Raw genomic sequence first — 19,550 nt, forward strand, 5'->3', positions numbered from 1 at the left:
TGAATGAAGCAAGGCAACAAAACAAACTGGACAGTCGCAGATTCAGCTGAGCTTTACGGAATCAAACATTGGGGTGCAGACAGTTTCACCCTTTCTGATGACGGTCGCGTAACGATTCAGGCAGAATTTCCCCAAGGGCCGGTCGCTGTTTCGTTAAGTGAGATCGTTGCTGGAGCGAAAGCGCGTGGCCATGATTGTCCTCTGCTACTGCGGATTGAAAACCTGCTAGCGGCTCGAGTCAGATTGCTCAACGACAGCTTTGCTACGGCAATCAAACATACTGGTTACAAAAACCGCTACAAAGGCGTGTTTCCAGTTAAAGTCAATCAGCAGGCAGAGGTCATCCACGAAATTTGTCGCTTTGGCAAAGAGTACAACCACGGACTTGAAGCGGGCAGCAAAGCCGAGTTGCTGCTGGCATTAGCCAACCTGAACAAAGACAGCCTGCTGATCTGCAACGGCTACAAAGACCGTGAGTTCATCGATCTCGGCCTGCTCAGCCGCAAGCTCGGAATTGATTGTATTTTCGTCATTGAATCTCCATCTGAGCTTCCAATAATTATCGAGAGGAGTCGGGCTTTTAATATAAAGCCCTTGATCGGTCTTCGGATCAAGGTTTCGGCTAAGGTGGGCGGACTCTGGACCGAAACCAGCGGCGACCGTAGCAGTTTCGGCCTGAGTACGGCACAACTGGTCGAAGTTGTCGACCAGTTACGGAAAGAGCAGATGCTTGATTGCCTGCAGTTACTGCACTGCCATCTCGGTTCCCAGATCCCAGATATTGAGGAAATCGGCGCCGGAGTCCGCGAAGCGGCCCGCTTTTACACAGATCTAAGCCGTGAAGGAGTGCCGCTGCGCTACCTTGACCTGGGCGGCGGCCTGGCGGTCGACTACATCGGCAACCAGACAAAGCACAGTCACTCACGCAATTACAACCTGAACGACTACTGCCGCACCATCGTTGAAACGGTTGCGGAAGTGACTGACGCAAAGCAGGTCGCGCATCCGATCATCGTCACTGAATCAGGCCGCGCCACTGTCGCCCACACAACCCTGTTGCTGTTCAACATCCTCGACGTGCTGCAGTTCGAACCCCTGTCCCTACCGCAGCAATGCCCGGACAACATGCCTGAACTTGTCGCCGAACAATTCGACCTCTACCTGCAATCAGAACAGCCCTCTGTAGCAACCTACCAACAGGCGCTGCGTAACCGGGATACAATCCGTAACCTTTTCCGCAGAGGGGATATCGACCTGCGGCAGCGCTCTTTATCTGAAAATCTTTTTCTTGCCATTGCCCGCCGCACTTTAGACTGGCTTGACAGCAATCCGACTGAAGAAAGTAAGCTGCCGCAACTTCGCCATCTGATGGCCGATATTTATTACGGCAATTTCAGTGTTTTCCAGTCGCTGCCCGACACCTGGGCTATCGGTCAAGTCTATCCGGTCATGCCGATCGAGCGGCTGGACGAAGTCCCCTGCCGTGACGCCATCATCTCGGATCTGACCTGCGATTGCGATGGCCGCCTGGCCGGATTCATTATCGGCAATGGTGAAAGCCCGACCCTTCCGCTTCACAATTTAAAGGACGGTGAAGAGTACATCCTTGGTGTTTTCCTAATCGGTGCTTACCAGGAAACTCTTGGCGATCTGCATAATCTGTTCGGTGACACCAACGTTTTAAGTGTTAAGATTAATCAGAATGGCAGCTTTGATGTGGTGCGCGAAGTTCCTGCAGACTCAATCGCTGATGTCCTGCAAATAACTGAGCACAGCCCACAACAGTTGTTTGAAAAGTTGCGCGTCCGCGCGGAAGCTGCTGTGCGCAGGGGTGATATCGACCTGACTGAACGGCAACAACTGCTCGGCGAGTTTTCCGCCCGGCTGCAAGGTTCAACCTATTTCAATCGTGATGCAGGAGGAGAAAAATGACCAAAGAAGAGTTGGCAACATTCAACGGCCAGAACGGGCAACCGACCTACGTGGCCGTCAGCGGCACCATTTACGATGTCAGCGAGAGCAAGATGTGGGTTGATGGAAACCACGTCAATGCGCACAGCGCAGGACAGGATTTGACAGACGAACTGAAAAGTGCCCCCCATGTCCGCACCGTGGTTGAGCGCTTCCCGGTCGTCGGCAAACTGGAAAATGAACCTGAAAAGAAAAAAAAGCGTTTCGGACTGTTCTGATCCCGCATTTATCCGAGAAACAAAAAAGCCGCTTCCCTGTACAAGAAGCGGCTTTTATTATTTTCTGTTCGGGTGTACCTAAAGGTGCTTTTCCAAAAGGTCGGGAAGTTTGGCACAGACATCGGTCTTCAACAGCACTTCGACGATGTTGGTCTTATCCATCCCCTCTTCCTCGTTGGAAAGCAGATGGCCGGAACAGATAAAGACCGGTACCTGCGGGGCAACTTCATAAATTTTCTGCGCCAACTCAATCCCGCTAATCCCGGGCATCGACTCGTCGGTGACGATCAGATCGAAGGGAGGATCAGCTTGCCCGAAAGCAGCGAATGCCTCCTCTCCACCAAAGGCGGCTGTCACCTGGTATCCCAAATCACCGAGAAACTCTTCGCCCAGCAATGCCAGGCCCTGTTCGTCATCAACGTAAAGAATTTTTTTACCGTCTTCAGCCATAATCGATTCCACAAACCCCTGTCTGCCAAGGTCTGATACCAGACCTGAGATCTCCTTATCGCGTTTCTAATCTCTTCTTTTCTAGGGAAAGTAGCTTTAAGATTCTAGCATACTTATTAGGAATTACTATAACTACTTATCGATGATTGTCAGTTTTCATTGTTTGCTCTAAACTCGGCCACACGGAAAGGACTTCAAAATGTCGAAAACAAACGAGGAAATCATCTACCGGGGACGCATCCTCGACCTTGCGCGTGAAACCCACCGCATGCCGGATGATCGGGAAGCATGCTTCGAAATTGTCCAGCATCCGGGTGGCTCTGCAGCTCTACCTGTTCTGGCAGACGGTCGCGTTATCCTGATCCGACAATTTCGTCCTGCGGCAGCCAGCTATGTTCTGGAAATTCCGGCCGGTCGCCTGGAAACGGGAGAGAATGCCGACGAATGCATCAAGCGCGAACTGCAGGAAGAGATCGGTTATAGTGCTGAAAAGGTCGAAGATCTCGGTTACGTTTACAGCAGCATGGGTTTCTGTACTGAAAAGATTCATCTTTTCATCGCCACAGGGTTACACAAAACAGAAACCGCTCTTGAACCGGACGAGTTCATCGAACCAATCGTCATGACTATCGAAAAAGCACTGGAGAAGATCGAAGACGGCAGCATCGTCGATGCGAAAACTCAGCTTGCACTGATGCGCTACGCGCTGAAATCAAAAGGCTAACCCTGATGACACTTGGCTACCCCGACAGTTTCCCCTCCACCGACGCCCTGCCTTTTAACAGTGAGGCGATGGACGCTGAATTTGAACTCGCCACGCCAGGCCAAGACCCGGGAGGCGAAGGCTTCTGGCTCCCCCTGCAAGGAGCAAAAGTTTTCACCTGCGGAGACGCCATCGACCCACAATTGCCCTTCGGCAAGCAGCCGGGCGACCTCGCTTTGCCTTCTCTTTATATCGGCCAGTGGCTGGGAAAACCCTGTCGAATGATAATTCTGGACGAACCGCTGCCAGAAGATAAATTTGCCGCCCATTCGTTGCATGCAGCCAACCCGCAAGCACCAATTTCACTGCTCAGCTTGGCCGGCCTCGGACTGATGATCCAGCACTGGGAAGAGAGCAGCCGCCACTGCGGGTACTGCGGAACCGAACTGCAACGAATCCACCAGGAATGGGGCAAGCGCTGCCCGAACTGCAACAAGCAACACTATCCACGCATCCACCCTTGCGTCATCGGCCTGGTCGTCAAAGAGGATGAAATTCTGCTGGTACGGAAACCGGAGTGGGTTCCACAACGTTTCGGCCTGGTCGCCGGTTTTGTCGAGTTCGGTGAATCACTCGAACAAGCAATGGCACGCGAGATTCTGGAGGAGACCGGCATCATTGTCGACAATTTACGCTACGTCGGCAGCCAGAGTTGGCCCTTTCCCAGCCAGATCATGAACGGCTTCGTCGCTGATTACGTCAGCGGTGAAATCAAACTGCAGGAAACCGAACTGGAAGAAGGCGGCTGGTACAAGCTCGACCAGCTTCCCACCCTGCCCCCCCGTCGCAGCATTGCCCGTTACCTGATCGACATGGCAGAAAATTACATCGCCTAAACCTTTCCCCGTCTCGTTTTTCCGCGACGGGGAAAAAGTTTGTCAACCGATTCTCAACCTCTGCGTTCTAAGTATTGATCAGCATATTCATGCCCTTAGGCACAATTGATTAGAAAATCGGCGACAGGTGCGACCCCGAATTTTCGGGTTTGATAAATAAATGAAAATGAATCGAAAGGAAAAGAAAATGAAAAGAATTGCTTATTTTTTGATGATTGCAGCTTTGATGTTCAGTTTTACCAATTATGCCGCTGCCGGCGAAGAAAAACAGGCCAGCAAACAGCTTCAGGAGCAAACCTCGCCAGCACCGAACGCAGATAAACAAATGGCCGAGGGCAGCGGTTCAGGCAAAGACGCAAGCGAGCAGGCAAAAAAAATTGCCGCCAACGCTGACGTTGCTGCCTCTAAAGGGAGCGGAAATTAACTAGAATCGATATAAATGAAAAGTTGCCTGACGATCGGGGTCGCACTTTGGTCGTCCAGCTAACACAAAAGGGCCCACCGGACATTTGTCGGGTGGGCCCTTTTGTGTTCAATAAAGGCGAAAAGGTTTAGCTGACCGTCGTCTCGAATTCCGGCGGGTAAGTCAGTGCTTTTTTCACCGAGCAAAGTTCCGCCGCTTTTTGCACCGCTTTGTGATATTTGCTCGGGAAGCCTTCCGGCATTTTGATATCGAGGATCACTTTAAGCAGTTTGCGGGTTTCCATATCACGCTCGATATCGAGGCTCATCTCCAGACCTTCTGTCGGCAGATCACGTTCCTGGCAAAAGCGCATAACATAAAACCCGGCGCAGGTTCCAATCGAAGCGAGGAAAAGATCGTAGGGCGCCGGTGCGCTGCCTTCGCCACCATCTTCTGCTGGCTGGTCGGTCACAATTTCGAAACCATCAACCTGGGCGGCCACCTTGACGCCACCTGGAAAACTTATACTGACTGGCATAACATCTCCTTTTAAATCATAAAATGCATTGTTTTAGTCGCCAAGCAACTGACTGATACCGCTAAAAAAGTTACTGGCGTTCTGCTTCTTGTCTTCTTCACTGGTAGCAACCATCTTATTCCCATCGCTGCGGCGAAGCAACGTCTGCGGGATTTCAACCAGAAAGCGACTCGGTTCGCGCTGCTCAAGTTGACCATACTTCCGCCGCCGCTGCGCGCCGAGCAGAACCAACTGCTTTTCCGCCCGGGTGATGCCAACGTAGCAAAGGCGCCTTTCCTCATCGATATCGAAAGTTTCGTAGATCGATTTCTTGTGTGGCAATACGCCCTCTTCCATACCGACCAGAAAAACGACCGGGAACTCAAGCCCTTTGCTCGAATGTAGACTCATCAGCGTGACGGCATTCTGGGCCAGTTTGCTCTCCTTGTCATTTTTCCCCGGGCCTTCGTCATCGAGCAGCGAGACTTTTTCCAGAAAACCTGCCAGCGAGGGAACCGCGTCCCTCTCCAGATACGTCGCCATGGCGTTTACCACCTCTTCCTGGTTTTCCACCCGTCGACGCGCTTTCTGCGCATCATTCTCCTGTCGATAAATCTCTTCCGCCAGTTTCAAGTCAGCCAGCAGTTCGCGCAAGGTCTCGACCAATCGCAGCGACTGCTGAAAACGGTGCCGAAAGGTCTCTAACAGGCCAACGAATTCGCTGATGGCGTCGAGGGTCCGCTGATTGAGGTCCTCAACCTGCTCAGGCTGCTTCAGCACGTTCCAGAGCGGTTCCTCGGCTTCGGCGGAAAAACGGATCAGCTTGTCGGCACTGCCGGTACCGATGCCCCGTTTGGGATAGTTCAGGATGCGCAGAAGGTTGACCTCATCGAAAGGATTCAACAGCACTTTGAGATAGGCGATAACGTCCTTGACCTCTTTGCGGTCGAAAAACTGCTGCCCACCGATCAGCACGTAAGGGATGTTGGCATAACGCAGCTGTTCCTCAAATGAACGAGACTGGGTGTTGGTGCGATAGAGAATGGCGAAATCTTCATAGTCGAAATCCTGCCGGGTCATCTCGGCAAAAATCCGCTCGACCACCTGGCAGGCTTCATCCTCATCATCGGCGCAGAGCAGGTAATCGATGGCTTTGCCGTCGCCGTCCGCGGTCCAGAGGGCTTTCTCTTTGCGCTTGTCGTTGTTCTTGATTACCGCGTTGGCGGCAGCGAGGATATTACCGGTGGAGCGGTAATTCTGTTCCAGCTTGATGACGCGGGTGCCGGAAAAATCGCTTTCGAAATTGAGGATGGTCTCGACATCGGCGCCGCGAAAACCATAGATCGACTGGTCATCGTCGCCGACCACGCAAAGGTTGCCATGCCCTGCGGCCAACAGGCGCAACAAGCGGTACTGAACCGGGTTGGTATCCTGGTATTCGTCGACCATCTGATAGCGGAACTGTTGCTGGTAGCGCTCCAACAGGTCGGGATTCTGCTCCAGCAACTTCACCGTGAGCACCAGCAGATCGTCGAAATCAACAGCGTTGTAAGCTTTCAGCTCTTTCTGGTATTTCGGATAAATCAGCGAAGTCAAGCAGGAGACCGGATCGCGGCTATCGGAAGCGAACTGCTCCGGGTCGATCATGCGGTTTTTTGCATCGGAGATCTGCCAGAGCACCTGGTCGGCGTCTTTGCCGGTTGCGTCCGCCACTTCGTCACGCAGCAGGCGGCGTACCAGCTGTTGCTGGTCAGAAGCTGCATAGATGGAAAAATTCTTCTTGTAGCCAAGGCGCTCGATATGTGCCTTGAGAATGCGCACGCAGAGGGAGTGAAAAGTGGCGATCACCATCCCCTTGCAGGCCTTTTTGCCAGCCATTTCCTCGACCCGCTCGCGCATCTCCTTGGCAGCCTTGTTAGTGAAAGTCACCGCCAGAATCTGCTCGGGCGCGACCGCGCACTGCTGCAGCAGGTAAACGATGCGACAGGTGATCACCCGGGTCTTGCCGGAGCCTGCCCCGGCGAGCAACAGCAAAGGCCCATCGAGGTGTTCGACCGCAGCTCGCTGCTGAGGATTTAAACTATTTAAATCAAACACTTAAACTACCAAACTGTTCTTTTAGTGCGTTTGCAGAAAAGGCGAAAAACGGACAATATCACGACTGCGAAAGCGGCGACAAGGGGGCTGGAATAATGAAAATTCCAAAACGAAAATAGGCTATTGATTCTACCAATTTACTCTGTTAGATTACGCGCCATGTTCAGAATTGCTATTATCTTTATCAGCTTGGTCTGGGCGTCTTTGCTGCTGATTTCCTGGGGAGGGAACATCCCCACCGAGGTCAACGCGCAGCAAGTCGTCATCTCCGACCAACAGTAGTTTCCCCGCCTTTGCTGCCGGGGCATCCTCTTCTCAGAGGCGTACGGGGAGATTGTCTCCATCGCCGCCCCTTTTTATCCCCGATATTTTTCCCCTTGTACCGTTCCGCGGCGCGCCAGCTCATCATCGATGGCGTTGAGGACTTCCCACTTGTTCATCGACCAGAGTGGTGCCAGCAGAATATGACGTGGACCATCGCCTGTCAGCCTCTGAATCAAAGTATCGGGCGATAACCGCTCAATCACATCGACCGCCAGTTCGACATACTCCTGCATCTCGAACATCTCGATCTGCCCCTGTTTGTAGAGATCGCCCAGCGGCGTTCCTTCCAATACATGCAACAGATGCAATTTTACGCCGTCGATCTTCAGCCGCGCCATTTCCTCCGCGGTCGCCAGCATGTCTTCGCGTGATTCGCCCGGTAGCCCGAGAATCAGGTGAACGCAGACCTTTATCCCACGCTCTTTCGCCTGCTGGTAAGCCTCGAGGAAACACTGGTAATCGTGACCACGGTTGAGAAAATCGAGGCTTTTGTTGTGGATCGACTGCAGACCCAGCTCCAGCCAGAAATAGGTTTTGCGATGATATTCGGCCAGCAGGTCGAGGACATCGACCGGCAAACAATCGGGCCGGGTACCAACGGCCAACCCGACCACATCCTCCACAGCCAGCGCCTGATCGTAACAATCGCGAAGCACATCGACCGGCGCAAAGGTGTTGGAAAAAGGCTGAAAATAGGCAATGAAATATTTCGCCCGATACTTCCGCCGCATGATCTCTTTTGCCTGTTCGACCTGAACGGAAATTGGCTTGCTCCGTTCAATGCCGACAGCACCGGAACCACCGGGATCGCAAAACAGGCAACCGTGGGAATCTCGCCCGCCATCACGATTGGGACAACCGAAGCCGGCATCGATGGAAATCTTATGGACCCGTCCGCCAAACTGCTGTTTCAGGTAGGTCGAATAAAGTCGAAAAGCTTTTTTGCGCATGGCGGCGATAATGCCAGCTTGCCCTGTTTCGAGCAAGTCCTTAAATTCTCACCCTTTATATGTATACAGCGTTGCCAAGCAACATGCGGCTGCTATACTTTTCTAATCTTTGATTTTAACCATGAATTGTCACGAGAGAGGAATCAAGAATGGCAAAAATTCTGGTGGTTGACGACGAGCCCGGGCTGCGTTTGCTCTACTCCGCCGAGTTGGAAGATGAAGGCTACCAGGTGATCAGCGCCGCCGATTGCACTGAAGCTTCCAACGCCCTGAAAAAGGAGCAGATCGACCTGGTTGTTCTCGATATCCAGATAAAACAGGAAAGCGGCCTGGAAATGCTGCAGAAGATCGTCAAAGAGCACAAGGGGCTGCCGGTCATCCTCTGCAGTGCTTACAACTGCTACAAAGACGAGTTCGCATCTTGGCTGGCTGACTCCTATGTCGTCAAAAGCTCCAACCTTGACGAACTGAAAACAGAGATAAAGCGCCTGCTGAAAAAATAAAGGGATCTAGCTAACAAACCACCTGACAAAAGACTAACAATATTAGTTTATTTCTCTCCCTGACATGACATTGAATCAGCAATCAACCCATCAAGGCAACTTATCAGGAGTCCCAATGAAAGCTGTTATCATGGCTGGTGGTTTCGGCACCCGCCTGCATCCTCTCTCCATCAACCTGCCCAAGCCGATGGTGCCGCTGTGTAATCGCCCGATCATGCTGCACATCGTCGACCTGTTGAAAAAACACGGCATCACCGAACTGGTGATGCTGCTCTATTTTCAGCCGGACACAGTGAAAAAATTCTTCGGCGATGGCAGTGAATATGGTGTCAATATTACCTATGTGACCCCACTGGAAGATCTTGGTACAGCGGGCGCCGTCAAAGCGGCAGCTCGCCATCTGGACGAGCGTTTTCTCATTATCAGCGGTGACCTGCTGACCGATTTCGACCTGACTGCTGCGATCAAGTTCCACGAAGCCAAAAACGCCAAGGCGACCCTCACCCTGACGTCAGTCCCAGACCCGCTGCAGTTCGGTGTCGTCATCACCAACCAGAAAGGCGAGATCACAAAGTTCCTGGAAAAGCCCGACTGGGGCGAGGTCTTTTCCGACACCATCAATACCGGAATCTATATCCTCGAACCGGAAGTGCTCGACCTGATCCCGGAAGGAGAGAACCGCGACTGGTCAAAGGATATCTTTCCGCAGTTGCTGCAGCAAAAAGATCGCCTCTACGGCTGTACGCTCAAAGGGTACTGGCAGGATATCGGCAACACCGACGCCTACCTCGAAACCTGCAAAGACATCATGGCTGGCAAGGTTGAGATTGAAATCGACGAAACCCTGACAGAAAAGAAAAAAGTCTTTTTCGGCGCTGAAACCAGCGTCAGCGAGGATACCCAGAAGGCTTTGCGCGGAATGGTCGTGCTCGGCGACAACACCCGCCTGGTCGGCAAACCGAAGCTGAAAAACTGCCTGATCGGCCGCAACTGCACCATCGAAGACGGTGCAGAGCTGGAAGACTGCATCCTCTGGGACAATGTTTACGTCAAGGCGAACAGCAAGATCAAAGGGACCGTCCTCGGACAGAATGTCCGGGTTGGCGTCAGCGCCATCATCAATCAAGGTGTTGTCGTCGGCGACAATTCCAAGGTCGGCAAGGAATCGACCATCAACGCCGATGTCAAAATCTGGCCGAGCAAGAACATTGAAAACAGCGCGATTGTCACCCACAACCTGATCTGGGGAGAAATCTGGCGCAAGAGCCTGTTTGAAGGAGCGCTGGTAAAAGGCTTGACCAACATTGAACTGACGCCCGAATTTGCCGCAAAACTGGGCGCCGCTTATGGTTCAACCCTGCCGAAAGACTCCTTCGTTCTGACCGGCCGGGACTCGATCCGCTCCTCGCGGATGCTCAAGCGCGCCTTTGTCGGCGGATTGCTTTCAGCCGGCGTCAACGTGCGTGACGTCAAACGGCTGTCGCTCCCGGTGCTGCGCTACAAGCTGACCACTTTCGGCGAAGTCGGTGGCGTCCACTTCCGCCAGTCACCACGAGATGCCGCAGTGACGGAAATCATTTTCTTCGATGAGCACGGCCTCGAACTTTCCTCGGCAGCGGCCAAGTCGATCGAACGGATCTACTACAAGGAAAATTTCCGCCGCGTTCACTACAGCGAGCCAGGCAGCATCTCCGAGCTGCCGAACCTCTACAGCTATTATCGCGATGGTTTCTTGCGTACCCTCGACCGGGATGCTATCAGCAAAGCCAAACCGCGGGTCGTCGTCGACCTCAACCACTCCCCGGCGGCCGAAGTACTGCCGGCACTGCTGACCGAGCTCGGCTGTGATGTTATCGAGCTGAACTCACATATCGATGAAAGCTACATGGCTTCGGCGCTGGAGGATCAGATCGAATCTTTCGAGCGGGTCGGCCAGATCGTTACCGCTCTCGGTGCGACCGCCGGTTTCTGGCTCGGCCCCTCGGGCGAAAAAGCGGTCTACATCGACGGCAGAGGAAAGATTTTCAGCCAGACCGACACCCTGGCACTGGCGGCAGCACTGATCACCAAAAGCATGAAGGATGGCTCTATCGCCGTACCTATCGCCGCCCCGCACACCATCGAAGAGATTACCCGCGAGCAGCGGGTTCAGGTCATCCGCACCAAAGGGGACGGCCGTTCCCTCGGCACGGCAGCCCAGGACAAAGAGGTCCACCTTTGCGGCGACATCGAGGGCCGATTGGCCTATACTGGTTTCCAACCGCATTTCGATGCCCTTTACGCCGTCGCCAAGACCATCGAACTGTTGACCAAAACCGGAGAAACTCTCGACGGCCTGCACCAGCGCATCCCCAAGCGACCTTACCGGCAGATTCAATTGCCTTGCAGCTGGGAATACAAGGGTGGCATCATGCGCCTGATGAACGAGGCCACGATCGAATTGCAGACCACCTTTGTCGACGGCGTCAAGGTTCATTTCGGCGATGACTGGGTGCTGGTGATTCCTGATCCGTACCGGCCACTGGTGCATATCCTGGCGGAAGCCAATACAAAAAAGAAGGCTGACAGCCTGATCAAAGAGTACCGGGAGAAAGTAGAAGAATGGCTCCAACTGCTGCAAAATCCGGCCTAGCGAAACCGCTGAAGGTCTGTATCCTCTGGCACATGCATCAGCCCGATTACCGGGATCCTATCAGCGGCCAGACCCTGCTGCCCTGGACCTGGCTGCACGGGCTCAAGGATTACGGCGAGATGCTGGAGACCATTGCCGAAACCGGCGCACGTGTCACGGTCAACCTGGTCCCGACCCTGCTGGAGCAGCTTGAACGTTACGCCGATGGCAGCGACCGGGATAGCTGGCTGGAACTGGCAACCCGCCAGCCCAACCAACTCAGCGAAAACGAACGACAATTTATCGTTCAACATTTTTTCTCCGTCAACCAGGAGACCCAGGTCCTGCCGAACCGTCGCTACCACCAGCTTTTCCGGCTGCGCGGAACCGGTAGCATAACGTCAGCAGTAGAGTTCGACGAGCAGGATCTGCGTGACTTGCAGGTCTGGTTCCTGCTCGCCTGGACCGGTTCACACCTGCGCCGCAAACAAGCGGTTGTCAAAGACCTGCTGCAGCAGGGCGAAAACTTCTCCGAAGAGCAGAAACAACGTCTGCTGGAGGTCTGCCACGCTGAAGTCGGCCGCACCATCGAACTGCACCGGCAACTTGAAGAGCAAGGGCTGATTGAAATTTCGGTCACCCCTTACGCCCATCCGATCCTGCCGTTGCTCTGCGACCTGCACATGGCGCAGGCCCCCAGCCCTGGACTGCCTTTACCCGGCGTCGATTTCCGTCACCCGGAAGATAGCAGGCTGCAGGTGCGCGAAGGGCTGGCAACGGCCAACCGCATCCTCGGAGCTCGACCACGCGGGATGTGGCCGGCGGAAGGCTCGGTCAGCGAAGACGCTGCCAAACTGCTGAAAGAAGAAGGGGCGCTCTGGGCCGCCACCGATGAGGATATCCTCGCCCGCAGTCTCGACGGCGGAATGCAGGACCGCAATAGACTTTACCGCATCTACCAGTATGGCGACCTGCCACTGATTTTCCGCGACCGGGAACTCTCCGATCGCATCGGTTTCCTCTACGCAGGCTGGGATACGGGCGAAGCGGTCGGTGATGTGCTTAATAAGCTACGCAAAATTGCGACACAGAACCCAGGCGAAACCGTGCCGATCATCCTCGACGGTGAGAACTGCTGGGAACGCTACCCCGACAACGGCTACCCCTTCCTGCGTGAGCTCTACACTTCGATCCAGCAGGATCCGCAACTACAGCTCTGCACGGTGAAAGAAGCGATCGCCGCGAGCAAACCGATCCCGCTGAAGAAACTTGCCGCTGGTTCCTGGATCCGCTCCGACTTCACCACCTGGATCGGCCACCCGGAAGAAAACCTGGCCTGGGAACTGCTGGCGAAAACCCGTGAAGAGATCATCAGCGATGAAATCGAGCAGGCACTGGCCAATCCCGAGCAGCCATTATCCGAGCTGGTACGCGAGCTGCTGCGCGCCGAAGGCAGTGACTGGTTCTGGTGGTTCGGTGACGAGCATGTCACCGCCCAGGCCGATATTTTCGACCGGCTTTTTCGCCTGCACCTTGAGTCGCTCTATCACCTGAAAGGACTGCCGGTTCCAGCCCGCTTGCATCAATGGATCAAGCCGCCATCAACCCAACTCGAAGGGGTTGAACCGAGCGCCTGCTTCACCCCGCAGATCGACGGCCGCATCGGTGATTATTTCGAATGGCTGGCCGCAGGGAAAATCGACCTCGCAGCCGGTGGCGCCATGTACGCCAGCCGAGAAAGCCTGCAAGAGATTCATTACGGCTACAACAGCGACCAGCTGTTTTTCCGCATCGACGAGCCCGAGCTGCTGCGCAAGCTCTGTGGCGACCAAGGGTGCTTTGAGCTGCGCCTCACGGGCAAGCAGCAGTTTCACATCTACTTCTCTTTGGCAGATTCTTCCCTGCAGGTTGCCGTGGAGGGCAAAACCCTTGGCAGTGGAAGCGCCGCATGCGAGCAGGTATTGGAAATTGCGGTCCCGATCAAGCTGCTGGCACTGGCAAACGGTGACAAGTTTGGTTTAAGCTGTCATGCTCACCAGGACGGGCGTGAGAATGGCCGCTGGCCAACTGAGGGGAGTGCGAGTTTCTGTTACCTCGGCAGTGACCTTGACGATGAGAACTGGTCTGTCTGAAAGAAAGGAATACCCGTGTCTGAATTACGCTGGGATCCATTGAAAAATAACTGGACTATCATGACCAAGGGGCGCGGTCGACGCCCGCAGGATTTCCTGCAGAAACGTGAGCAGGTGAAGATGGCCGCCTGCCCTTTTTGCAACGGCAACGAAACGAAAACACCCCCGGAGATCTACGCCTATCGCCCCGATGGCAGCAGAGCGAATCAGCCCGGCTGGCAGGTGCGGGTGATCCCCAACAAGTTTCCGGCGCTGGGCATTGAAGGCGAACTGGATAACCGTGCCGAAGGCCTGTATGACCGCATGAACGGCATCGGTGCCCATGAAGTGATCATAGAGCACCCGGATCACGACAAGTCAATGGCCGACTTGACGACCGATGAGCTGGCTGAAGTTCTCAAAGCCTACCGGGCGCGGATGCTCGATTTGCATCGCGATGGCCGCTTCCGCTACATTTTTGTCTTTAAAAACTTCGGCATCGAAGCTGCGGCCAATGTGCCTCATTCACATTCTCAGTTGATCGCTGTACCGCTGGTACCGCCTTTGATTGCCACCGAACTCGAGAGTTGCCGCGAACACTTCGCTCGCAAAGAGCGGTGCCTGATCTGCGACCTGATACGGCAGGAGCGGGAAACGAAAACACGGGTGGTGAGGGATGACGGCAACTTTATTTCCTACGCACCCTATGCCTCAAAGTTCCCCTTCGAGCTGATGATCGCACCGCTGCAACACAGTCACGACTTCACCCTTTGCACGGACCAACAGTTGCTGCTGCTGGCTGACACTCTGGGTGACAGTCTGCGGAGACTTCGCTCGATTCTGCGCGATCCTCCCTACTCTTTCATTTTGCACAACGCGCCGCCACTGCACCTTCGCCGCGGCCGCCCCGATTACTGGGGCTCATTGCCGGTCGATTACCACTGGCACATCGAAATCGCCCCCAAACTTACAAATGTCGCCGGCTTCGAGTGGGGATCCGGCTTCCAGATGAACCCGACACCGCCGGAGGAGGCTGCAGAGTTCCTGCGCCAGGCCGACCCGACAGTCCGTTACCAAGATTGAGAAACAGATGCCTTCACTGATACGTGAAAAACTTTATCCGCTGGGGGTCCACTGTGGCCACAGCTTCTGGCACCATATTCGACTGACCGACCAGTTTCGGCAAGTTCCGCCACCACCACGCACTTTTTTCCGTCAACTTATCGCTGAAGAGCTGCGCCGCAGCCAGTCTGACAGCCTGAGCGCGGCGGAACTGGAATTGCTGGCGACCATCAATCAGGTTCTGCTGGAGATTGGTCGTCACTTTCTCCGCGGCCGCAACTGCAAAGTGACCCGGCACCAGATTCTGGTAGACAAGGCCGTTACACCGCTTCCCCAGTTCGAAAAAATCCTGCTCAGCTTCCTGCAGTTGTTTCCCAACCTGCCGGTCGAATTGAACCAAAAAACGCTAACCAAGCTGCTGCAAGACTGTGAAGAAAAACAGCAACTGGACGAACTGTTGCTGGAACTGTTTCTGCTCTATACCCAGAGCCATAACCGGGCAATCCGTTCAGCCGATCGCCTGTTTCTGAACGAAGAAAGGCAATTGCAGCAGCAGAGCAGATATCAGCAACAGCTGCAGCAGATCGACAGCGCTCTACCGGAGTTGGATGATGGTTTCGCCCGGCGACCACAATCGCTGCTGGAACGCCTGCGCGAACCGCTGCAGCAGGGCGGCACACTAGAATCCCAGTTGCAGTGGCTGCAACAGCAGTGGAGCGAAATTCTCCCTGAGGAACTGCGTTTTCGTATCGACAGTGCAATCACCATCTTTCAGCGCGAAGGGATCACCCCCGATTTTCCCGGGGAACCACAGCTGGATGCCCTCAATCCGGCAAGCCAACTCGACCAGGAATACGCCAACTTCACCGCTGACCTGGACTGGATGCCACGGACCGTGTTGCTGGCCAAATCGACCTATGTCTGGTTGCAACAACTGTCACGTAAATATCACTGGCACATCCACCGTCTTGACCAGATCCCGGATCAGGAGCTGGATGAGCTGGCAAGCTTTGGCTTTACCAGCCTCTGGCTGATCGGTATCTGGCACCGTTCCAAAGCATCACTGAAGATCAAAAACCTCACGGGTCAGCAACAGGTCGCCGCATCGGCCTATGCTATCGATGATTACCGGGTTGCGGACGACCTCGGCGGTGACGGGGCGTTGGACAACCTGCGCCACCGCTGCCAGCAGCGCGGTATTGATCTGGCCTGCGACGTCGTCACCAATCACACAGGGATCGAGTCGGCCTGGCTGCAGCAACATCCCGACTGGTTCATTCAGGCGCAGCATCCACCATACCCCGGCTATCAATTCAGCGGCATCGACCTGAGCGAAAATCCGGACTATTCGATGCAGATCGAAGACGGCTATTACGATCACAGCGAGGCAGCCGTGGTCTGCCGTTATCAACATCGTCATACCGGAGAAGTGCGCTACATTTACCACGGCAATGATGGCACCCATCTGCCCTGGAACGACACAGTGCAGCTCAACTACCTGCTGCCTCAGGTCCGTGAAGCAATGATCGCGTTGATCATCCGGGTAGCAAAACAGTTCCGCGTCATCCGCTTCGACGCTGCCATGACCTTGGCCAAGCGCCACTTCCAGCGGCTCTGGTTTCCACTGCCGGGAGGGGGCGAAGGCGTTCCTTCACGTAGTGATTACGCCATGAGCAAGCAAGAGTTCGACAGCCTGTTCCCGGTCGAGTTCTGGCGCGAACTGGTCGACCGGGTTAACCAGGAAGTCCCGGACACCCTGCTGGTCGCAGAAGCCTTCTGGCTGATGGAAGGTTATTTCGTCCGTACACTCGGTATGCATCGGGTCTACAACAGCGCTTTTATGAACATGCTGAAAAGGGAGGAAAACGAAAAGTACCGGCAGACGGTCAAAAACATTCTCGCCTTTGATCCTGCCATCCTGCAGCGCTTCGTCAACTTCATGAGTAACCCGGATGAAGAACCGGCGATTGAGCAGTTCGGTCGTGACGACAAGTACTTCTGCATTGCGACCATGCTGGCGACCATGCCTGGCCTGCCGATGTTTGGCCACGGCCAGATTGAAGGCTATACCGAAAAGTACGGCATGGAATACATCTCACCACGCTGGCAGGAAGAACCGGACCAGCATCTGATCGAGCGCCATCGCCGGCAGATTTTCCCCCTGCTGCGGCAACGGGCGCTGTTCAGCGGTGCTGAAGACTTCCAGCTCTACGATTTCGCATCAGAATATGGCGTAGAAGAGCATGTATATGTATACAGCAATCGATTAGGCGACCAGAACACATTGGTGATCTGCAACAATTCACCTCACCAGATCAAAGGTCGAATCGGCAATCAGGCACATCGAGCCGACAATCGACAGACAAATCTGACCAGCGCCTGTCACATCGATCTGACTGCCGATTTCATCATCTTTACCGATATCGCTCTGCAGCAACAGTACCTGCTCCCAACTGGGCATATGACCAGCGGCGGCGAATTTGAACTACAGCCTTATGCCGCGCGCGTGCTCAGCCACTTCACCGCGGTTCACGATCATGACGGCCGCTGGCAGCAGATATGGCAGAGATATGGCCTCAGTCCTCGTGCCGACCTGTACACCGATTATGAAGCAATTCTGCTAGAGTCTGTGCTTGAGGTTAATGCGAAAATATTTGCCCTGGAAAATGTCGAGCACATACAGGCCGAAGTTGTCGAGCTTATAACTCAACTGCTCGCGGAACTCAGCAAACCGGAGCTACAGCAACGTTCCAGTGAAGACATGCTGCAGCTGTTGATACGGGTTCTCTTCCGCTCGCCTCAAACGTTAAATGAAAAACTCATTAACGAGTTCGTTGCCTTTGTTGACGACCAGCTGAATCTGCAAGAAAAAACTCATTATAATTGGCTTGATCGGTTATTTAACCAAGCGGAATGGCGAAAACTCCTGAAGTGTAACTATTATAATGAAGAAGACTACTGTAATCAGGAGGCCTTCGAGACCCTGCTGACAACTTTTTTCCTTTGTTCAATCCACCACTCACGAGAATCTACATCCAATAATATTAATGGCTTAGACAAAACCGCATTCCCTTTATTAATTAACATCTTAAAGCTTCGGAGCAAAGCCGAAATCTCCGGTTATCAGGTGGACAACTTCTTGCAAAGCCTCGACAGTGGGCCGGAACCTTCACCGGTTCTACCAGCTGCCACAGGAGGCAAGTACAGCATGAAGATTTTATTTGTTGCATCTGAAGCCACACCATTCGCCAAAACCGGGGGACTTGCCGATGTTGTCGGTTCATTGCCACGCGCCTTACGCCAACTCGGGCACGATGTGCGCGTTGTCCTGCCCTGCTACCGCTCAGCCGAACGCTGCGGCGTGACCCTGCGCAAAGGACGCAAAAGCGTCGAAATTGCTCTCGACGGCAAAAATTACCGCGGCAGCCTGAAACAGACGTCGCACGACGGCGTTCCCTTCTGGTTCATCGACTGCCCGCAGCTGTTTGACCGTCCGGAACTTTACGGCAACGTTGACGGTGACTACCCCGACAACAGTCTGCGTTTTGGCTTTTTCAGCCGCGCTGTCCTCGAAATGATCAGGCGACTCGATTTCCGCCCTGACGTCATCCACCTGCACGACTGGCAGACCAGCTTTATTCCGGCGCTGCTGCGCACCGAGTATCGCCACAACCCGTTCTACGGAAATATCGCCACCCTGCTGACTATTCATAATCTCGGCTACCAGGGACGCTTCTCACCGAGCATAATTCAACAGCTCGGATTGCACGAATCTGTCGGCACACCGAAAGGGATGGAATATTTCGGTGAGATGTCGGTTCTCAAGGGTGGCATCAATTACTCCGATGTCATCAACACTGTCTCACCGACCTACTGCGAGGAAATCAAGGGGCAAGAGCAGGGCCACGGTTTTGACGGCATCCTGCGAGAACGTGAGGAAGATCTGCACGGCATCATCAACGGTCTTGATCGCCGTTCCTGGGACCCCGCTCTCGATCCGGCATTGCCAACGCCGTTCAACGCCGAAAACCTGAACGGTAAACGTGCCTGCAAACGTCTGGTGCAAAAGCAGCTGGGGCTGGAGATCCGCCACGACGTCCCGATCGTCGCCCTGATCAGTCGCCTTGATCGGCAAAAAGGAATCAACCTGGTCGAACAGGCCTGGCCGCAGTTGATGGAGAAAGACATCCAGTTCGTTCTGCTCGGTTCCGGTGACCGCAACGCCATGGCTTTCTGGCGCGAACAGCAGAAACAGCGCCCGGGCAAGGTTTCAATCAATCTGACCTTTGATGAAGGCCTGTCACGCCGCATTTTCGCCGCCAGCGACCTATTACTGGTACCGAGCCTTTATGAGCCCTGTGGCCTGACCCAGATGATCGCCCTGCACTACGGCGCCCTGCCAGTCGTCCGCCGCACCGGCGGCCTGGCTGATACCGTCATTGACGCAACCGAACATTCCCGCAGCGGCTACGGTTTCGTTTTCGACAATTTCGACAGCAATGAAATGCTGGCCGCCATCGACCGTGCGCTTGAAATCTACCCGCAACGCAGTCGCTGGCTGACTCTGGTGAAGCGTGGCATGACCCGCGATTTCAGCTGGAACAAATCGGCCATCGAGTACCACGAGCTTTACACCAAGGCGCGCGACTACCGGCAGATGCCTGCAGCCTGAAGGTGATCCGCAGCAAGAAGCTAAAAAAAGGCTGTCATCCATATCGGATGACAGCCTTTTTT

General features: G+C 54.3%; 15 protein-coding genes. 11 read left to right on the forward strand and 4 right to left on the reverse strand.

Annotated features, from left to right (window positions below; all coding sequences use genetic code 11):
• The first annotated feature begins 3 nt into the window (after positions 1–3).
• Both speA and BUB13_RS11570 read left to right on the forward strand, forming a co-directional pair.
• On the forward strand, positions 4–1,932 hold the full coding sequence (gene speA / locus BUB13_RS11565) for a biosynthetic arginine decarboxylase (protein WP_072908922.1): 1,929 nt from the start codon (positions 4–6) through the stop codon (positions 1,930–1,932).
• Complete coding sequence (locus BUB13_RS11570) at positions 1,929–2,189, forward strand: cytochrome b5 domain-containing protein (protein WP_072908923.1); 261 nt, start codon at positions 1,929–1,931, stop codon at positions 2,187–2,189. The genes speA and BUB13_RS11570 overlap by 4 nt, the downstream gene beginning before the upstream one ends.
• Positions 2,190–2,267: 78 nt before the next feature.
• Here the strand turns inward: BUB13_RS11570 and BUB13_RS11575 are convergent, their stop codons facing one another.
• Positions 2,268–2,639, reverse strand: a complete 372-nt coding sequence (locus tag BUB13_RS11575; protein WP_072908924.1) for a response regulator — start codon at positions 2,637–2,639, stop codon at positions 2,268–2,270.
• A gap of 199 nt (positions 2,640–2,838) precedes the next feature.
• On the opposite strand from BUB13_RS11575, the gene BUB13_RS11580 reads away from it, so the two are divergent.
• The 3 genes from BUB13_RS11580 (at position 2,839) to BUB13_RS11590 (ending at position 4,662) form a co-directional block, all read left to right on the forward strand.
• Complete coding sequence (locus tag BUB13_RS11580) at positions 2,839–3,363, forward strand: NUDIX hydrolase (protein WP_072908925.1); 525 nt, start codon at positions 2,839–2,841, stop codon at positions 3,361–3,363.
• Positions 3,364–3,368: 5 nt separating this feature from the next.
• Entirely contained in the window at positions 3,369–4,238 is an 870-nt protein-coding gene (gene nudC, locus BUB13_RS11585) for an NAD(+) diphosphatase (RefSeq protein WP_072908926.1), read from the forward strand.
• 187 nt (positions 4,239–4,425) lie between these two features.
• Positions 4,426–4,662 (forward strand): hypothetical protein, encoded by a 237-nt coding sequence (locus BUB13_RS11590; RefSeq protein ID WP_072908927.1) that lies wholly within the window; start codon positions 4,426–4,428, stop codon positions 4,660–4,662.
• A gap of 127 nt (positions 4,663–4,789) precedes the next feature.
• Here the strand turns inward: BUB13_RS11590 and BUB13_RS11595 are convergent, their stop codons facing one another.
• Together BUB13_RS11595 and BUB13_RS11600 are read right to left on the reverse strand one after the other, a co-directional pair.
• Positions 4,790–5,179: an OsmC family protein gene (locus BUB13_RS11595; protein WP_072908928.1), complete on the reverse strand. Its 390-nt coding sequence runs from the start codon at positions 5,177–5,179 to the stop codon at positions 4,790–4,792.
• 33 nt (positions 5,180–5,212) lie between these two features.
• On the reverse strand, positions 5,213–7,255 hold the full coding sequence (locus tag BUB13_RS11600) for an ATP-dependent helicase (protein ID WP_072908929.1): 2,043 nt from the start codon (positions 7,253–7,255) through the stop codon (positions 5,213–5,215).
• Positions 7,256–7,414: 159 nt separating this feature from the next.
• Here BUB13_RS11600 and BUB13_RS19405 point away from each other — a divergent pair, with 159 nt between their 5' ends.
• The gene (locus BUB13_RS19405; RefSeq protein ID WP_279625986.1) at positions 7,415–7,537 is read left to right on the forward strand and encodes a hypothetical protein; all 123 of its coding nucleotides are present in this window, start codon (positions 7,415–7,417) and stop codon (positions 7,535–7,537) included.
• A gap of 74 nt (positions 7,538–7,611) precedes the next feature.
• On the opposite strand, the gene mnmL is transcribed toward BUB13_RS19405, so the two are convergent.
• Positions 7,612–8,565: a tRNA modification radical SAM protein MnmL/YtqA gene (mnmL, locus tag BUB13_RS11610; RefSeq protein ID WP_279625987.1), complete on the reverse strand. Its 954-nt coding sequence runs from the start codon at positions 8,563–8,565 to the stop codon at positions 7,612–7,614.
• Between the two features lie 113 nt (positions 8,566–8,678).
• Between mnmL and BUB13_RS11615 the strand changes: the two genes are divergently transcribed.
• The 5 genes from BUB13_RS11615 (at position 8,679) to glgA (ending at position 19,488) form a co-directional block, all read left to right on the forward strand.
• Complete coding sequence (locus BUB13_RS11615) at positions 8,679–9,032, forward strand: response regulator (protein ID WP_072908931.1); 354 nt, start codon at positions 8,679–8,681, stop codon at positions 9,030–9,032.
• A 115-nt stretch (positions 9,033–9,147) separates the two neighbouring features.
• Positions 9,148–11,664 carry a mannose-1-phosphate guanyltransferase gene (locus BUB13_RS11620; RefSeq protein WP_072908932.1) on the forward strand — a complete coding sequence of 839 codons (2,517 nt, stop codon included), beginning with the start codon at positions 9,148–9,150 and terminating at the stop codon, positions 11,662–11,664.
• Positions 11,634–13,775, forward strand: a complete 2,142-nt coding sequence (locus BUB13_RS11625; protein WP_072908933.1) for a glycoside hydrolase family 57 protein — start codon at positions 11,634–11,636, stop codon at positions 13,773–13,775. The genes BUB13_RS11620 and BUB13_RS11625 overlap by 31 nt, the downstream gene beginning before the upstream one ends.
• 15 nt (positions 13,776–13,790) lie before the next feature.
• Positions 13,791–14,837 carry a galactose-1-phosphate uridylyltransferase gene (locus tag BUB13_RS11630; protein WP_072908934.1) on the forward strand — a complete coding sequence of 349 codons (1,047 nt, stop codon included), beginning with the start codon at positions 13,791–13,793 and terminating at the stop codon, positions 14,835–14,837.
• Positions 14,838–14,844: 7 nt separating this feature from the next.
• The gene (glgA, locus tag BUB13_RS11635) at positions 14,845–19,488 is read left to right on the forward strand and encodes a glycogen synthase GlgA (RefSeq protein ID WP_072908935.1); all 4,644 of its coding nucleotides are present in this window, start codon (positions 14,845–14,847) and stop codon (positions 19,486–19,488) included.
• The last annotated feature ends 62 nt before the right edge of the window (positions 19,489–19,550 follow it).

It is taken from the genome of Malonomonas rubra DSM 5091 (assembly GCF_900142125.1).
Lineage (GTDB): Bacteria > Desulfobacterota > Desulfuromonadia > Desulfuromonadales > Geopsychrobacteraceae > Malonomonas > Malonomonas rubra.